Genomic DNA, 14,125 nt, shown 5'->3' on the forward strand with positions numbered 1-14,125 from the left:
CGATGGCGCCGCGCCGCTCGCCGAGCCGATCCGCACCCGTCGGCACCCGCCGCCCGGCGCACCCTGGACCGTGGCGGTCAGCCGCTCGCATGGCGACGCCAGGACCGAAGCCTTTATTTCCGGCAGATCCGGGGCCATCCGGATCGAACTCGGCTCGGCGGTCAAATTCGGCCGGGTGGCGGAGGGCGCCGTCGATATCTATCCCCGGCTGTCGCCCACCTGCGAATGGGATATCGCGGCCGGCCACGCCGTCGTCAACGCGGCCGGTGGCAAGATCACGGATTCAAAGGGCGCCCCTCTGTATTTCGGCACCGGACGCCAGGACTTCATCGTGCCGGAATTCATCGCCTGGGGCGATCCGTCGGCTGTTTCCTGACTTTACTGCGAGAGGTTCTGCTGCAACCCCGGCCAGCGCGCATTGGCGTCTTCCAGAAAGCGCGATGGATCGGTGGCAAAGGCATCGCGGTTCTCTTCGCGGCCAAACAGATAGAGCCGCTGTCCGATCACCAGCCAGAACCGCGGATTGCCCGCATAGGTCACCCCGCGCCCGAGATCGACCGGGTCATAGCCGCCGAACTGAGGACCATAGATTTCCGGATGGGCGACAAACGAAGCGCGGTTGCCCTCGTTGCGGAAACGCCAGACCACGCCGGCTTCGGAGGCCTCGAAATCCGGCAGGCCCTGGATGGCGAGCGATTCGGAGAAGTAGGCGACGGGGTCGTACCCCTCGATGGCAAGGCCGGAATAGCGATTCACGACCACCCGCTCAGTGGTCGCCGCCCGGCCAGCCGAATCAAGGCAGGCCGGCGCTAAAAAGCCCGCCAATAGGGCGAAAAAGGCCAATACCCGCCGCCGAGCGTATCTTTCCTGCCGTTGTGCCGTCATAGTTGGTGCGGATAACATCCGAGTCGAGGGGACTTTGAACGTCAAACTAGCGCCGCGCTTGTTGGCGTCGGGTTAAGGCGGCGGCCAGAATTTCGATATCCGGGGGTTCTTTGATGATTTCCGCATCACGCCTTGCCGCGGTGGCGCTCGCCGCGCTGATGTACTGGACCGTGCCCGCCTCGGCGCAGCAGCCAGCACCGATACCGCCGCCGCAACACGAGCCCGGTCCCAGCACCTACGGGCCGGACGAACTGGTCTCCGCCGGGCACAAATTCTTTGGCAACGTATCGCGCGGGCTGGCGTCGGTCATCGAACGCGCGGTCAGCGAATGGGGCCTGCCCAATGGCTACGTGCTTGGCGAGGAAGGCAGCGGCGCCTTCGTTGCCGGCTTGAGGTACGGCGAAGGCACGCTTTATACCAAGAATGCCGGCGATCTCCGGGTCTACTGGCAGGGCCCCTCGGTCGGCTTCGACTGGGGCGGCGACGGCGCGCGCACCATGACGCTGGTCTACAATCTGCCTGCCACGCAGGCGATCTACCAGCGCTTCGTCGGTATCGACGGCTCGGCCTATATCATCGGCGGTTTCGGCATGACCGCGCTGACCGCCAACAACATTGTGCTGGTGCCGATCCGCTCCGGCATCGGCCTGAGGCTCGGCGCCAATATCGGCTATCTCAAATACACCCCCTACGCGACCTGGAACCCGTTCTGAAGCAGTTGGCGGCCTTGGGTGTCGCCGACCCGGACCGCTTCGGGTCAGCGATTCACATTAACGCGGCGTTGGGCTGGCTTTTTGCCGGTCCGCCATGGCATTGTGATCGATAAATTCCCTCTCGCGCGTGTGGAGTGACCATCCATGATCGAACCGATCATGTATCTGGCGATCGGTTTTCTGGTCTCGATGCTGTTTGGCCTGATGATCGTGCCGCTGGTGCATAACCGCGCGGTGCGGCTGACGACACGGCGTCTGGAGGCGGCCACGCCGCTGTCGATGGCCGAAATCCAGGCCGACAAGGACCAGCTGCGCGCGGAATTCGCGATGTCGGCGCGCCGGCTCGAGATGAACGTCGAGCAGCTCCGCAACAAGACCACCAGCCAGCTCGCCGAACTCGGCAAGAAATCCGACGCCATCAACCGCATGAAGATCGAGCTCGGCGAAAAGAACGCCACCATCTTCTCGCTGGAAGCGCGCGAGAAGGCGATCAAGGAACAGCTGCGCGCCACCGAGGAGGAATTCGCCGCCAAGACCGAAATGCTGCACAGCGCCGCGCAGGCGCTGACCGACAAGCAGGCGGAGCTCGCCCGGATCAACCACGAATTGTCCGACCGTTCGATGATGGCGGAAAGCCGCGAGGTCGAACTGGCCGCGGTACGCACGCAGATCGAGCAGTTGAAGGGCCGCCTTGGCGATGCGGAAGACGAATTCGCGGCGACGCAGGCGCGGCTGGCGCAGGAGCGCAGCGATTCCGACAAAGCCACGCATGAGCTGAACGAGGCGCGCAGCCGGGTCGAGAATTTGAGCCAGCGCGTCACCGATCTCGACCGGCAATTGATCGTCCAGGTCAAGGAAGCCGAGATGCTCGGCAACCGCGTCGACGATCTGGAAACACGGCTGGCGACCCAAGGCAAGATGCTGGCCGAGCGCGAATTCGAGAATAATCAGCTCAGGCAGGCCAACGAGGCCGCCGAGCGCAGCGCGAAGGAATTGCGGGGCGAGCTCGCCGCCTTGAGCGGCGGCGGCCATTCGCCGATCATCGAGAAGCTGCGGGCGGAGAAGGCCGCGCTGGAGCAACAGCTGCGCGTCGCGCGCGACGAGCGCGCCAAACTGCAGCGCGACATCAACGCGATCCAGCAGCAGGCCGAGAGTTCCTGGGCCACCGAGCGGATGGAAAATGCGCTGTTGCGCGAGCGCATCAACGACATCGCCGCCGAAGTGGCAAAGCTCGCGATGCAGCTCGAAGGGCCGAATTCGCCGATCGAGGCCATGCTGGCCGCGGAACCGGAGCTGCCGGCGAGGCCCGCGCCCAAACCGGCCAATGGCGCGGCCACGGGTGGCATCCCCGAGGGCGGCGGCACCCTCGCCGAACGCATCCGCGCACTGCAATCGCACGCCTCCCGCGCCCGCCAGCAGGGCGCGCAATAGCTCCAGCCCGGCCCGCTTTGGCTTGACACCGTGGCCCCGCACTTCGTAAATCGCGGACTCTAAGGAAAGTGTATTTTTTTCGATCGGGCGTCGTCTCGGCCTTCGATCGCGCGCAAAAATCCCGGACGCATAGCTCAGCGGGAGAGCGTTCCCTTCACACGGGAGAGGTCCAAGGTTCGATCCCTTGTGCGTCCACCAGCTTTGATCTGCCGACTGCCTGAATAGCTGCGATCAATTTGCTCGAAGCGATTGCCGGACCAGCCGCCGATGACCCCGCAAAAACTCGTCATGACGATCACCGCCCTCACCGGCGGCGCGATCGGGCTGTTCGCGCCGGTTGGCGTCGTCAAATGGCTGATGCGAAGCGAACCGGAAGATGCCGGAATATTGACGCTGTTCTTCTTTCCGGTCTGGTGCCTGCTGGTGGTGCTGGGCCTGCTGCTCGGGCGCAGGCTCGGGCTGCTCATGACCGGCGGCAAGCGGGCCTTGCGGCGATAACGGCTTCAGGCGGTCAACAGCTTGCGCTCTTCGGCCGGCACGCGCGCTTCGGCAGGCGCTGCGATCTGGTTTTCTTCGGCGACGATGATGGTGACGTTCCATCCCTCGCTGGCCCACACCCGCGCCTTGGCGACCGCAAGCAGGGCACTGGTCCTGTCGATTTTCACCGTCTCGTTTTCCCGTTCCGCCACGATCCTGTACACCATGAACTCCCCCACGCCACACAACTTGCGGATGATCGGGGGCGGCTTTGACCGCAATTCGCCGACAACGTGTCTAATTGGCGGCAGCGCCAAGGGAATTGGAGGGCAAGCGGCCGGGCCATTTGTCAAACCGCGGGCCGTGAGCTTAGCCGGCGCCCAAACCCGTATCCTTCAGCCGTGCCGCGAACCAGGCGGACAGCGCCTGGTCGATGCGACCGCCGACATAGACGTCCGACAAGGTCACCTGCCGCTTTCCAAGAATCAGAAACACGCCGATCTGCCAGGCGAACCACAGATGCGGATCGGTCAAGCCACGCAGCTTGTGGCGGTCATGTTCGACCGGCTGGTGATTGATCCCCTTGCGCACCTCGACCGCGAGCAGGTTTTCCGGAACGGCGCGGCGATGCACGACGATATCGGGAAACACCGATTTGCCGAGTTCATCGTCGGTCGAGACGATCGATCCCGTCGGCATTCTCAACACCCGCTCGCCGAGCCGGTTGTAGTCGCAATCGACGTCCCAGCCCGGAAACTGCCTTTCCAGATGCACCGCCAGCCGGTGCGTCAGCGCGCGTTCGCCGAGGTCCTTTTCCAGGAGGTAGGTCTCGCGAGCGTAAAACTCCCTGATAGCATCGACGACCTTGTCCAGTTCCGCCTGCATGTCGCCTCCGACTGATGCACGGCGACGGCCGCCCTTACATCTGCACTTCGATCAGCCGCGGCCCCGGCTCGGCGATGGCTTCCGCCAGCGCCTTGTTGAAATCGTCGACATCGGCGACCGCGCGGCCCGGCACGCCCATGCCCCTGGCGAGCGCGACGAAATCGAGGGTCGGACGATCTATCTTCAGCATGTCGAGCGCGCGCTGTCCGGGCTCGCCGGCGCCGACGCCGTCGAATTCGCCACGCAGGATCTGATAGATCCGATTGGCGAACACCATCGTGACGACGTTGAGGCCTTCGCGCGCCTGGGTCCACAAGGATTGCATCGTGTACATGGCGCTGCCGTCGCCGACCATGCAGATCACCTTGCGGTCCGGGCAGGCGACCGCGGCGCCGGTCGCGACCGGCGTCGAGAATCCGATCGAACCGCCCATGTTCTGCAGCCAGTCGTGCGGCGCGGCGGCCGCGGTCGGCGGAAAGAAGCCGCGGCCGGTGGTGATGGATTCATCGACCACGATGGCATTTTCCGGAATCGCCATCGCCAGCGCCTGCGCGATCGAGGCATGGGTCAGCGCGCCGGTCGGCTTTGCGATCGCAACCATCTTTTGCGGTTGGGTGTCCTGCGGCCTGGCGCCGAGCGCGCTCGCCAGCGCTTCGAGCGCCGCGACCGAATTTTCCGCGCCCGTGGTCATGCGATGGACCTCGCAGCCCGCGGGCTTCAACATGCTCGGCTTGTTCGGATAGGCGAAGAACGCGACGGGATCGTTGGCCTCGACCAGCACGATGTGCCTGAAATCCTTCAGGATCGGCAGCGCCTGCTCGATCACATAGGGGATGCGGTCGATCGCGAACCGGCCCTTGCCGCGCGCCATGCGCGGATTGTAGGTCTGGCCCATCACCTTGCAGCCGGTCTTGCCTGATATCTGCGCCGCCAGCGCCAGCCCCTGTTCGGTGAGTGCGCTGCCGGTCATCAGCAGCAGCGTCTGCGCGCCGCCGCGCAAAACCCTGGCCGCATTGTCCACGGCCTGCGTGGAATAATTGGCGCGCTGGCTTTCGGCCGCGACCTGGGCGATGCCGTCGGCCTCGTTCCAGGCGGTGTCGGCGGGAAGGATCAGGGTTGCGATCTGCGGCGGCGCGCTCCTGGCGGCGGCGATCGCGGCGGCGCCGTCGGCGGCGACGGATTTGGCATCCGGCGAGGTCCGCACCCAGGCCGACATCGGCCGCGCCAGGCCCTCGATGTCGGAGGTCAGCGGCGCGTTATATCCGATGTGATAGGTCGCGTGCTGGCCGACGATGTTGACGATGCCGGAATTGGCCTTTTTGGCGTTGTGCAGATTGGCAAGCCCGTTGGCGAGGCCGGGTCCGAGATGCAGCAAAGTGGAGGCCGGCGTGCCCTTCATGCGGAAATAGCCGTCGGCGGCCCCGGTCACCACGCCCTCGAACAGGCCGAGCACGCAGCGCATGCCTTCGACCCGATCGAGCGCGGCGACGAAATGCATCTCCGAGGTGCCGGGATTGGCGAAACAGACGTCGACGCCGCCTGCGACCAAGGTCCGCACCAGACTTTCCGCGCCGTTCATGATCCAGCTCCCGTTCCCGATTTTCCTTGAGGCCAAGTCAAGATCAATCATTCTTCATGCGTTTCGTCAAAGGTTTAGCCAAACATCGCTGCCATGCCCGCGGTGTGTAGCCTTTCTTAGCCGCGGCGTTTGAAAACCGCATCATTCACGGGCTCGTTGCTTGCGAAACCGCGGCAATTATGGCCTGTCTCTCCGCGTGTTTGATTTTCGCGGGGAAGAGAAATGATTCGGGCTTCTGCTTTGCTGTTCGCGGCACTGACCATGCTGGCGGGCGCCGGCCACGCGCAGGCCGAGAGCTTCGATTCGCGCGACATCATGGGCGGCGGTCCGAATTTCTTCAGCAGCGGCGGCGGCGCGAGCCCGATCGCGCGCACGACCGTGAGCTATCCGGCCGATTACGCGCCCGGCACCGTCGTCGTGAACACCGCCGAACGGCGGCTCTATCTCGTGCTTGGAAACGGCCAGGCGTTGCGTTACGGCATCGGCGTCGGCCGCGACGGCTTCCGCTGGAGCGGAACCCACCGCATATCAGCTAAAAAGGAATGGCCGAGCTGGACCCCGCCGTCGCAGATGCTGGCGCGGCGGCCCGATTTGCCGCGTCACATGGCCGGCGGCGTCGACAATCCGCTCGGCGCGCGCGCGATGTATCTCGGCTCGACGCTCTACCGCATCCATGGCTCGAACGAGCCGGAGACGATCGGACAGGCGGTGTCGTCCGGGTGCTTCCGCATGACCAATGACGACGTGACCGACCTCTATGGGCGCGTATCCGTCGGCACTCCTGTCATTGTGAAGAATTAGGGCGCGTCGAGACCACGAAACCCGACACCGCCATGGGCGCAGGCAGCGGATCAAAGCTTGCGCACACGCACAGATTGCGGCAGCGTCGTCGTCATGCACAGCCATAGCCGATCACGGGTTTTACGGACCTTCGCGGTCACCTTGACCGCGATCGCGCTCGACCTCGTTGCGCTGCCCGCCATCGCCGAAAATCCTGCCATCGCATCGCGACAGCGCAGCGAGAAGAAGATCTTCACCGATGGCGAGATCATCGAGGGTTTCATGAAGACCGCCTTCGGCGCCGAATATCATCTCGCCGGAAAGGTCGACCGCATCCGGAAGTACGATGCGCCGGTGCGGGTGTTCGCCGATGGCACGCGCGCGGACCGCATGGCGCAGCTTGCGAAAATCGTGGCCGACATCGCCGCAAGGGTTCAGCATCTCGACATCGCCATGGCTGCGAGCAGCGACGAGGCCAATGTGCTGGTCAAGCTGGTGCGCGACCGCGATCTCAATCGCACCATCGCGACATTCTACGGCAGCGAACGCGCGCGCGAGATCCGCTCATCGCTCGACCCGCAATGCCTGAGCGGCTTTCGCAAGAACGAGAAATTCGAAATCGAGCATTCCGACGTGATCCTGACCGTCGACAATGGCGACTTCGTCTTCTTCGACTGTGCCTATGAGGAACTGCTGCAATCGCTGGGGCCGATCAACGATACCTCGTCGGTGCCATGGACCATGTTCAACGACAATGTTTCGATGGGCTTTTTCGACGTCTACGACCAGTACATCCTGAATCTGCTCTACGATCCCAGGATCAAGGCCGGCATGACCATGCAGCAAGTCAAGGCGGTGCTGCCCGATGTGCTCGCCGACGTGCGCGCCTGGGTCCGCAGGGTCAACAATCTCGCCGAGTGAACAAGCCCTTGCGCGGCGGTTTGGGTCGAATCGGCTCGCGTGCAAGTTCAGGTTGCTTCACCTCTCCCCGCGTGCGGAGCGAGGCAGAAGCGCATCTGTCAATCCTGCGGCGGCTCGGGGCGCGGGTTTTCGGGCGCCGGCGGCGGCAACCCGTTGGCCGGCTGACTGGCCGACGCCAGTCGATCCATGATGATTGCAAGCGCGTGCTCGAGTTCCGGATCGTCGATCCTGAAAAGCGCTTTCACGAAGCGGAGATGGCGTCGCGTCCTTGCCATGTCGTTGTCCGGAAACGGAGCCGATGGATCGGATGGTTTTGTCATGGACGTCCGCTATCCCAGGTTAAAAAAGACGATCGGCGAAGCGTTCGAGGCTCATTCGCGGCAGACGATCCCGTCTTCCGCCGCGGAGAAATTCAGGATCTGGCTGGCGCACGCCGCGGGCTGCAGCATGCCGAGCATGGCTGAGGGCGAGTCCAGATGCGTCACGCGCACGGACGCAATGCACTCGCGCAGCGCCGCTTCCTGATCGGCGGACGAGATATTGCTGCCGGTCGGGTAAAGCGCGAGCACCGGCGCCGCGATCTTGTCGAGATACGGCTTTGCGTTGACGGCGCCGGCAAAATTGACCATCGCGGCGACGACTTCGACATCGGCCTTGCCGACTTCCCTGGCGTACCAATCCATGAACGCGGGATCGAAACCGGCGGGAAACCGCGCCAGCGTGTTCGATTTACGCACCCAGCCTTCGACGCCGAGCGCCCGGATTGCCTCAACCCAGCTCGGATATCCGACCGCATAGGCGTTTCGGATCCAGTCGTTGGCCCAGACCGCCGGCGCAAGAACCGACAGCGTTCGGACCCGCCGCGGCCGCTCGGCCGCGAAGATCAACGTGATCGCACCGCCGATCGCTTCGCCCACCAGATGAAAGTTCTCGGCTCCGGCATGATCGGCAACAGCCTCGATATCCCCGATATAGGCATCGATAGAAATGGCGTTGGCCGGATCGGCAAGCGGCAGCGACTTGCCGAGACCGCGCAGGTCCGGACAAATCACGCGGTAGAAACGGGCCAGATAAGGGATCATGCCGAACCAGAAATCGCCGGAGCGTGCGAATCCGTGGATCAGAATCATGGTGTTGGCCTTGCGCCAGCGGTCGGTGTAGTCGTGAACTGCGTAGTGCAAATTGGCGCCGTCGCTGCCTTTGACGGTCGGCATCCGCTGCCCCGTCAGTTCTGCTTCAAACGGAGCTCTCTTGCGAGCTGCTCCATCTGGATGAATTCACCCTGGGCATATTTGAGCGCGTCCTCCGCGCTGATCGCCCAGACCTCCTCGCCGCGTTTCTCGGCCATCGCCCTGAATTCGGGACTCATGGCGGCTTTGGTCAGCACGTCGCGCAGCTTCTCGAAACGATCCTGCGGTATGTCGCGCGGCGCGATGACGGCCCGCCACAGCAGCGTCTGGGCTTGCGCCATCTTCACATCTTCGAGACTCTCGACATTGGGAAGTGCGGCAAATCTGCGCGCCGTCGTCAGCAGCAGGCATTTCGCCTTCCCGTCGGCGACAAAGGGGGCGATGGTGGCGATGGCGCCGCCGTAGATGTCGATCGTTCCCGCGATGAGCGCGGTCACCGTCTGGTCGGCCCCGGAAAAAGGAATGATCCGCTGGCGGATGCCGGCCAGATCGAAAATTCGCGCGGTGGAGAACTGGACGAAACCACCGACGCCGTCCGAGCCGTAGGTGTATTTGTCGGGATTGTCGCGCAACAAGGCGAGAAATTCGACGGCATTCTTCGCCGGAAAATCCGGCTTGACGCATAGCACGCCGGCCGCCTGCGTGATCATGGCGACGACCCGGTAGTCGCCCGGCTGGAAGCTTGCCGCCGCGACATGCGGGGCCATGGTGATGGCCCCGCTCGGCACGCCGCCGATCGTGTAGCCATCGGGCTCCGATCGGGTGACATAGCTGACGCCGATGGTCCCGCTGGCGCCGGGCTTGTTCAGGATCACGATGGACTGGCCGAGCAAGGGAGCGGCGGCCTGCGCCAGCGACCGCATGATCGTGTCGGTGCTGCTGCCGGGGCCGGCGGGCACCACCAGCTGAACAGGCCGCTCGGGATAATTGTCGGCCGAAGCCGGAGCGAGCGCGCCTGCCAGCAAGGCAGCAACCGCAGCTCCGGCAGCGATCCGGGCAAAGCCGCCGCGACAGCGGCCAAGCAGTGGACGTGGCATCATTTTCGTCAGTCTCTCCGTTGCGGCCCTCGCAAATCGGTACTGCGGTCGGGTCATTGGCCAGCGACAACGCAGAGTTTTGCTGGCAAAAAATTGTGACTTACAGGGGTATTTCCTGTCTAATGAGTTCTTGGTAAGGTGGTATAAGCTTTTCAAATGAATGATCTCCCGCGTATCCAGGCCCTGCGCTGTTTCATTACGGTGGCCCGCGAAGGCACCGTTTCGCGCGCAGCCGCCCTGTTGAATCTTACCCAGCCTGCGGTCAGTCTGCAGCTCAAGGGGCTGGAAGCAAGTACCGGCCTGCAGCTTTTTAACCGCACGCCGGGCGGGTTTACCCTGACCGAAGCGGGCGCCGCCCTGCTTCCGCTGGCGCACAAGGCGGTATCCGCATCCTCCGATTTCCGAGCGATGGCGGACTCGCTGAAGCAATCGATCCGGGGAACGCTCCGCGTCGGCACGATCCTGGATCCGGAGTTTACCCGCCTCGGGCCATTCGTGCGAAGCCTGACCGAGTCGTCGAAGAAGACAGAGGTTTTCCTTCGCCACGGCATGACCGATATCGTGCTGGGCCAGATCGGCAAGGGCGAACTCGACGTCGGATATTACATCGACGCGACACCGCCGAAATCCCTCGCCGCCCCGGCTCTTTCGGAGCGCAAGATCGAAGGCGGAAAATTCCTGCTCGCGCCGCTGATGAGTTTTGATTATCGCGTGATTGCGCCGTCGGAATGGCGCCACAAGGTCATGGGCAAGGATTGGGCGGACCTCGCCTCCCTGCCGTGGCTTGCGACGCCGCCGGCCTCGGCGCATCGGCGGCTTCTCGATGACATCTTCCGGCAGTTCGGCGCGTTGCCAAAGCGCGTTGCGTTTGCCGACCAGGAAGAAGCCATGATCGATTTCGTCGAATCCGGCGTCTGCCTCAGCCTTGCCCGCGACCGCGTTCTCGAACAACGCCATATGCGCAAGCGAAACTACATCATCGCCGACAAGGTTATGTTGACCTGCGACCTCAGCTTTGCCTGCCTGACATCGCGGCGTCATGAGCCGGCGATTTCGCAGGCGTTCGCCGCCATGAAGACGGTTTGGGACGTGCTGCCGGTCACCGCGGCGTCCGTGCCGGCGTCCGCGGCAGGCTCGCACAAGACCGCCGAAAGATAGCAAGACGAAACAAGCCATCAAGGTCTTGGATTCGGATCGCAGATCGATTTCAAGGCCCGCCATTCCTCGGGCGTCAGCAGCGGCGGCCCGCTGGCCGGCCGGTCCTCGCGGCTCATCCGCGCCAGGCGGTCCTCGGTCAACGGATGGCTTGAGACGATGGACAGGCCGCTGTCGCCTTCCTTTCCGGTGACGCGAAACATCAACTCGCCCATCGGTTGCGCCGGCCGGCCGAGCCGGTGCATGGCATCGATGGCGAAGCTATCGGCATTTTGCTCGGCATCGCGTGAATAGGACGCCGTCACAAGCGTACGGGAAGTAAAGATCAGCGCCCCTGAGCCGGTGACGTCGCCCAACAGCAAGCCGATCAGAAACGACGTGCCGCCGTCGTGAATCAAGCCGCGCAGGCTGTCGCGATTTCTGAGATGACCGAGTTCATGGGCCAGGACGCCCGCAATTTCGTCGGCATTCTCCGCCTTGGCCAGCAATCCGTCGAACAGATAGACCTTGCCGCCCGGCAGCGCGAAGGCGTTGGGGATCGGCGTCGACAGCACGCCGGATTGCACCGATGGATCCAACCCCGCGGATTCGCGAATGGCATTGACGAGCTTGGCGAAGGCCTGCTGGCCGGCCGCATGATCGCAAACCTTGCCGCCAAACAGCATCTTCACCTGTCCCTCCGCAACTTCGCCAAGCCGCCGTTCGAAGGCCTCGGGCACCAGCGGCGTCAGGCGATCGGCGGCGAGCGGAACGCCAAACAGCACGACGGCGATAATCGACGCCGTGGCCGCGAGCGACCAGCCGACGATGGCCGCAACCCCGCGGCGACCGGGCAGGTCCTCATCAAGCCTGGCGCAGCGGGACACCAGCTCGGCCGCGACTGCCGGGTCGCGCAGCTCGAGCCGCGCCAGCGGCGATGCCGTGAGGCAGCTCAGCCGCAGCGTGCCGACAGGGCTGTCGGCGCGGCGGATATCGGCATAGGCCCACGCCGCAAGCGTTTGCCCATCCTCGTTGATTTCCATCGTATCGGCGAAGCCCAGCGTGACCGCACGCCGCTTGTTCGACATCCCGTCGAAGTAAACCGCCGAACCGCCCGGCCGATTCATCGGCTAGAATCCGGCGACATCGAGTCCGTCGGCAAAACCTTCGCCCAGCGCATTGGCCAATTCTCCCCTCGCTGAAACATTCGCCGCCGCCTCGATGTTGTGCACGATCGTCGATGCCAGCACCCTGACCCAGAGATCGCGCATCAGATAGACCCGCATCACCACGTTGACCGTCAGCACGAACGCGAGGTAGCCGATGGCTGCCAGCGCCAGTAGTGGAATACTCTTCAGAAACGCTTGCGACGCAAAGAACTTGTCGAACGGCGTTGCGCTCATGCTCGCGATCAGAAACGCAGACAAGGCCAGATAGGCTGCGAATGCCAGCGCCAGCACGACGATCCAGCCGGTCACCTTCCAGTACAGACCGATCAGTTGGCTACGCCCCAAGGTCGATTCCAGGCGCACGTCGCCGAACCGGATGCCCGACAGCCACCAGCGCCATTCCACCGCCTTGAACGCGCCGTAGACGAACGGCGCGAGCGGAAACACATAGATGGCGACAGGCGCCAGCAGCCACAGCCACCAGCCGCGCTTGAAGAATTCCGCGCCGCGCCCCTCAAAACTTCCCTGCAGGTCGCCGTAATAGGAGTGCTCCATCTTGTAGCGCTCGAGCGCCGCCTCTCGCCATGGCAGGATCAGGCCGAGCGTGAATATCATCGCCACGCCCCAGAGCGCCGCGCGCCCCGCATAGGCCCACCCCGAACCGTCCATCCAGAACCGCACGCCGCGCCACACCGTCCGCGTCAGGCGATAGCGCCGCGCGCGGTAGATCGCGAACTGCCCGAACAGGAAGAAGAAGGCGACCAGGGGAATACTGGCAAACGCCTGGACGCGCTCGGCTTCGAGGCCGGCGAGGAAGTAGGCGAGGTACACCGGCACGAGGATTGCGAGTGCCACCAGAAATCCGATCAGCAGCTCCTTGCCCCGGCCGGTATATTCGGCCGCGTCGCCGTCGATCGCCGTATTCGACCACAGATGACGGCGGATGTCGGTGACAAGCCAAAACCGGTAGAAGCCGAGGGTGACGAGTTCGAGCCCGGCGCCGCGCCTGACCAGGTGGAAGAAACCGCCGCGACCGCCGGAAAACGCCACCGGCATCGGTGGCGGAGTTTGGGGCACAGCACTCATCTGGTTCATGGATCAACTCCAACGAGCAAGCCTATCCAGACTAAACCGCAAAATTCGGCTTTAATGCGGTCCGGTTCGATTTCAAGAAAATTTCTCGAACAGCTCCCGGCCGATCAGCATGCGGCGGATTTCGCTGGTGCCGGCGCCGATCTCGTAGAGCTTGGCGTCGCGCAGCAATCTTCCGGTCGGATAGTCGTTGATATAGCCGTTGCCGCCGAGCAACTGGATGGCGTCGAGCGCGCATTGCGTCGCCTTTTCCGCCGCATAGAGAATGGCGCCGGCGGCATCCTCGCGCGTGGTCTCGCCGCGGTCGCAGGCTTTCGCCACCGCATAGACATAGGCGCGCGACGCATTCATCGTGGTGTACATGTCGGCGATCTTGCCCTGCACCAGCTGGAAGGTGCCGATCGGCTGGCCGAACTGCTGGCGCTCGTGCACATAGGGCATCACCACGTCCATGCAGGCCTGCATGATGCCGATCGGGCCCGCGGCCAGCACGGCCCGCTCATAGTCGAGGCCGGACATCAGCACATTGACGCCGCGGCCGACCTCGCTCAGCACGTTTTCCTCCGGCACTTCGCAATCCTCGAACACCAGTTCGCAGGTATCGGAGCCGCGCATGCCGAGCTTGTCGAGTTTTTGCGCGGTGGAAAATCCCTTCATGCCCTTTTCGATGATGAAGGCGGTCATGCCGCGCGGACCGGCGTTGAGATCGGTCTTGGCGTAGACCACCAGCGTATCGGCGACGGGGCCGTTGGTGATCCACATCTTGTTGCCGTTCAGGATAAAACGGTCGCCCTTCTTGTCGGCGCGGGTCTTCATCGAGACCACGTCGCTG

Annotated in this window: 17 protein-coding genes and 1 tRNA gene; 8 read left to right on the forward strand and 10 right to left on the reverse strand. The window is 63.8% G+C overall.

Translation table 11 applies throughout. The features are described from left to right. A partial coding sequence (locus WCE35_RS02905) for a 3'(2'),5'-bisphosphate nucleotidase CysQ family protein (protein WP_424591838.1) occupies positions 1-376 on the forward strand: 376 nt, incomplete at its 5' end. A gap of 2 nt (positions 377-378) precedes the next feature. Here WCE35_RS02905 and WCE35_RS02910 read toward each other — a convergent pair. Further along, positions 379-885, reverse strand: a complete 507-nt coding sequence (locus WCE35_RS02910) for a YHS domain-containing (seleno)protein (protein WP_424591853.1) — start codon at positions 883-885, stop codon at positions 379-381. Positions 886-998: 113 nt separating this feature from the next. On the opposite strand from WCE35_RS02910, the gene WCE35_RS02915 reads away from it, so the two are divergent. The 4 genes from WCE35_RS02915 to WCE35_RS02930 all read left to right on the forward strand — a co-directional run bounded on the left by WCE35_RS02915 (position 999) and on the right by WCE35_RS02930 (position 3,527). Next, positions 999-1,598 (forward strand): DUF1134 domain-containing protein, encoded by a 600-nt coding sequence (locus tag WCE35_RS02915; protein WP_424591839.1) that lies wholly within the window; start codon positions 999-1,001, stop codon positions 1,596-1,598. 144 nt (positions 1,599-1,742) lie between these two features. Continuing rightward, positions 1,743-3,029, forward strand: coding sequence for a hypothetical protein (locus WCE35_RS02920; RefSeq protein ID WP_424591840.1), 1,287 nt, complete (start codon positions 1,743-1,745; stop codon positions 3,027-3,029). A 123-nt stretch (positions 3,030-3,152) separates the two neighbouring features. Further along, positions 3,153-3,227, forward strand: a tRNA-Val gene (locus tag WCE35_RS02925). A gap of 69 nt (positions 3,228-3,296) precedes the next feature. Beyond that, positions 3,297-3,527 carry a hypothetical protein gene (locus WCE35_RS02930; RefSeq protein ID WP_424591841.1) on the forward strand — a complete coding sequence of 77 codons (231 nt, stop codon included), beginning with the start codon at positions 3,297-3,299 and terminating at the stop codon, positions 3,525-3,527. 5 nt (positions 3,528-3,532) lie between these two features. On the opposite strand, the gene WCE35_RS02935 is transcribed toward WCE35_RS02930, so the two are convergent. The 3 genes from WCE35_RS02935 to WCE35_RS02945 all read right to left on the reverse strand — a co-directional run bounded on the left by WCE35_RS02935 (position 3,533) and on the right by WCE35_RS02945 (position 5,970). Then, positions 3,533-3,733: a hypothetical protein gene (locus tag WCE35_RS02935; RefSeq protein WP_424591842.1), complete on the reverse strand. Its 201-nt coding sequence runs from the start codon at positions 3,731-3,733 to the stop codon at positions 3,533-3,535. Positions 3,734-3,875: 142 nt separating this feature from the next. After that, positions 3,876-4,391, reverse strand: coding sequence for a hypothetical protein (locus WCE35_RS02940; RefSeq protein ID WP_424591843.1), 516 nt, complete (start codon positions 4,389-4,391; stop codon positions 3,876-3,878). 34 nt (positions 4,392-4,425) lie between these two features. Next, complete coding sequence (locus WCE35_RS02945) at positions 4,426-5,970, reverse strand: acetolactate synthase large subunit (protein WP_424591844.1); 1,545 nt, start codon at positions 5,968-5,970, stop codon at positions 4,426-4,428. 222 nt (positions 5,971-6,192) lie between these two features. On the opposite strand from WCE35_RS02945, the gene WCE35_RS02950 reads away from it, so the two are divergent. Together WCE35_RS02950 and WCE35_RS02955 are read left to right on the forward strand one after the other, a co-directional pair. Continuing rightward, positions 6,193-6,771 carry a L,D-transpeptidase gene (locus WCE35_RS02950; RefSeq protein ID WP_424591845.1) on the forward strand — a complete coding sequence of 193 codons (579 nt, stop codon included), beginning with the start codon at positions 6,193-6,195 and terminating at the stop codon, positions 6,769-6,771. Positions 6,772-6,864: 93 nt separating this feature from the next. Beyond that, on the forward strand, positions 6,865-7,671 hold the full coding sequence (locus WCE35_RS02955) for a DUF2927 domain-containing protein (RefSeq protein ID WP_424591854.1): 807 nt from the start codon (positions 6,865-6,867) through the stop codon (positions 7,669-7,671). A gap of 98 nt (positions 7,672-7,769) precedes the next feature. On the opposite strand, the gene WCE35_RS02960 is transcribed toward WCE35_RS02955, so the two are convergent. The 3 genes from WCE35_RS02960 to WCE35_RS02970 are packed head-to-tail and all read right to left on the reverse strand — an operon-like array spanning position 7,770 to position 9,901. Then, positions 7,770-7,991: a hypothetical protein gene (locus tag WCE35_RS02960; RefSeq protein ID WP_424591846.1), complete on the reverse strand. Its 222-nt coding sequence runs from the start codon at positions 7,989-7,991 to the stop codon at positions 7,770-7,772. Between the two features lie 51 nt (positions 7,992-8,042). Continuing rightward, positions 8,043-8,885 (reverse strand): alpha/beta fold hydrolase, encoded by an 843-nt coding sequence (locus WCE35_RS02965; protein WP_424591847.1) that lies wholly within the window; start codon positions 8,883-8,885, stop codon positions 8,043-8,045. Positions 8,886-8,896: 11 nt separating this feature from the next. Then, a complete protein-coding gene (locus WCE35_RS02970; RefSeq protein WP_424591848.1) occupies positions 8,897-9,901 on the reverse strand; it encodes a tripartite tricarboxylate transporter substrate binding protein in 1,005 nt (334 codons plus the stop codon). 153 nt (positions 9,902-10,054) lie between these two features. Here WCE35_RS02970 and WCE35_RS02975 point away from each other — a divergent pair, with 153 nt between their 5' ends. Further along, complete coding sequence (locus tag WCE35_RS02975; RefSeq protein WP_424591849.1) at positions 10,055-11,056, forward strand: LysR family transcriptional regulator; 1,002 nt, start codon at positions 10,055-10,057, stop codon at positions 11,054-11,056. 17 nt (positions 11,057-11,073) lie between these two features. Here WCE35_RS02975 and WCE35_RS02980 read toward each other — a convergent pair whose 3' ends face one another. The 3 genes from WCE35_RS02980 to WCE35_RS02990 all read right to left on the reverse strand — a co-directional run. Continuing rightward, positions 11,074-12,159 carry a M48 family metallopeptidase gene (locus tag WCE35_RS02980; protein ID WP_424591850.1) on the reverse strand — a complete coding sequence of 362 codons (1,086 nt, stop codon included), beginning with the start codon at positions 12,157-12,159 and terminating at the stop codon, positions 11,074-11,076. Positions 12,160-12,162: 3 nt separating this feature from the next. Next, positions 12,163-13,296, reverse strand: a complete 1,134-nt coding sequence (locus WCE35_RS02985) for a DUF898 family protein (protein ID WP_424591851.1) — start codon at positions 13,294-13,296, stop codon at positions 12,163-12,165. Positions 13,297-13,368: 72 nt separating this feature from the next. Further along, positions 13,369-14,125 (reverse strand): acyl-CoA dehydrogenase family protein (locus tag WCE35_RS02990; protein ID WP_424591852.1); only part of this gene is annotated, 757 nt, incomplete at its 5' end.

The organism is Bradyrhizobium sp. (genome assembly GCF_049691595.1).
In the GTDB taxonomy this organism is placed as follows: Bacteria; Pseudomonadota; Alphaproteobacteria; order Rhizobiales; family Xanthobacteraceae; genus Bradyrhizobium.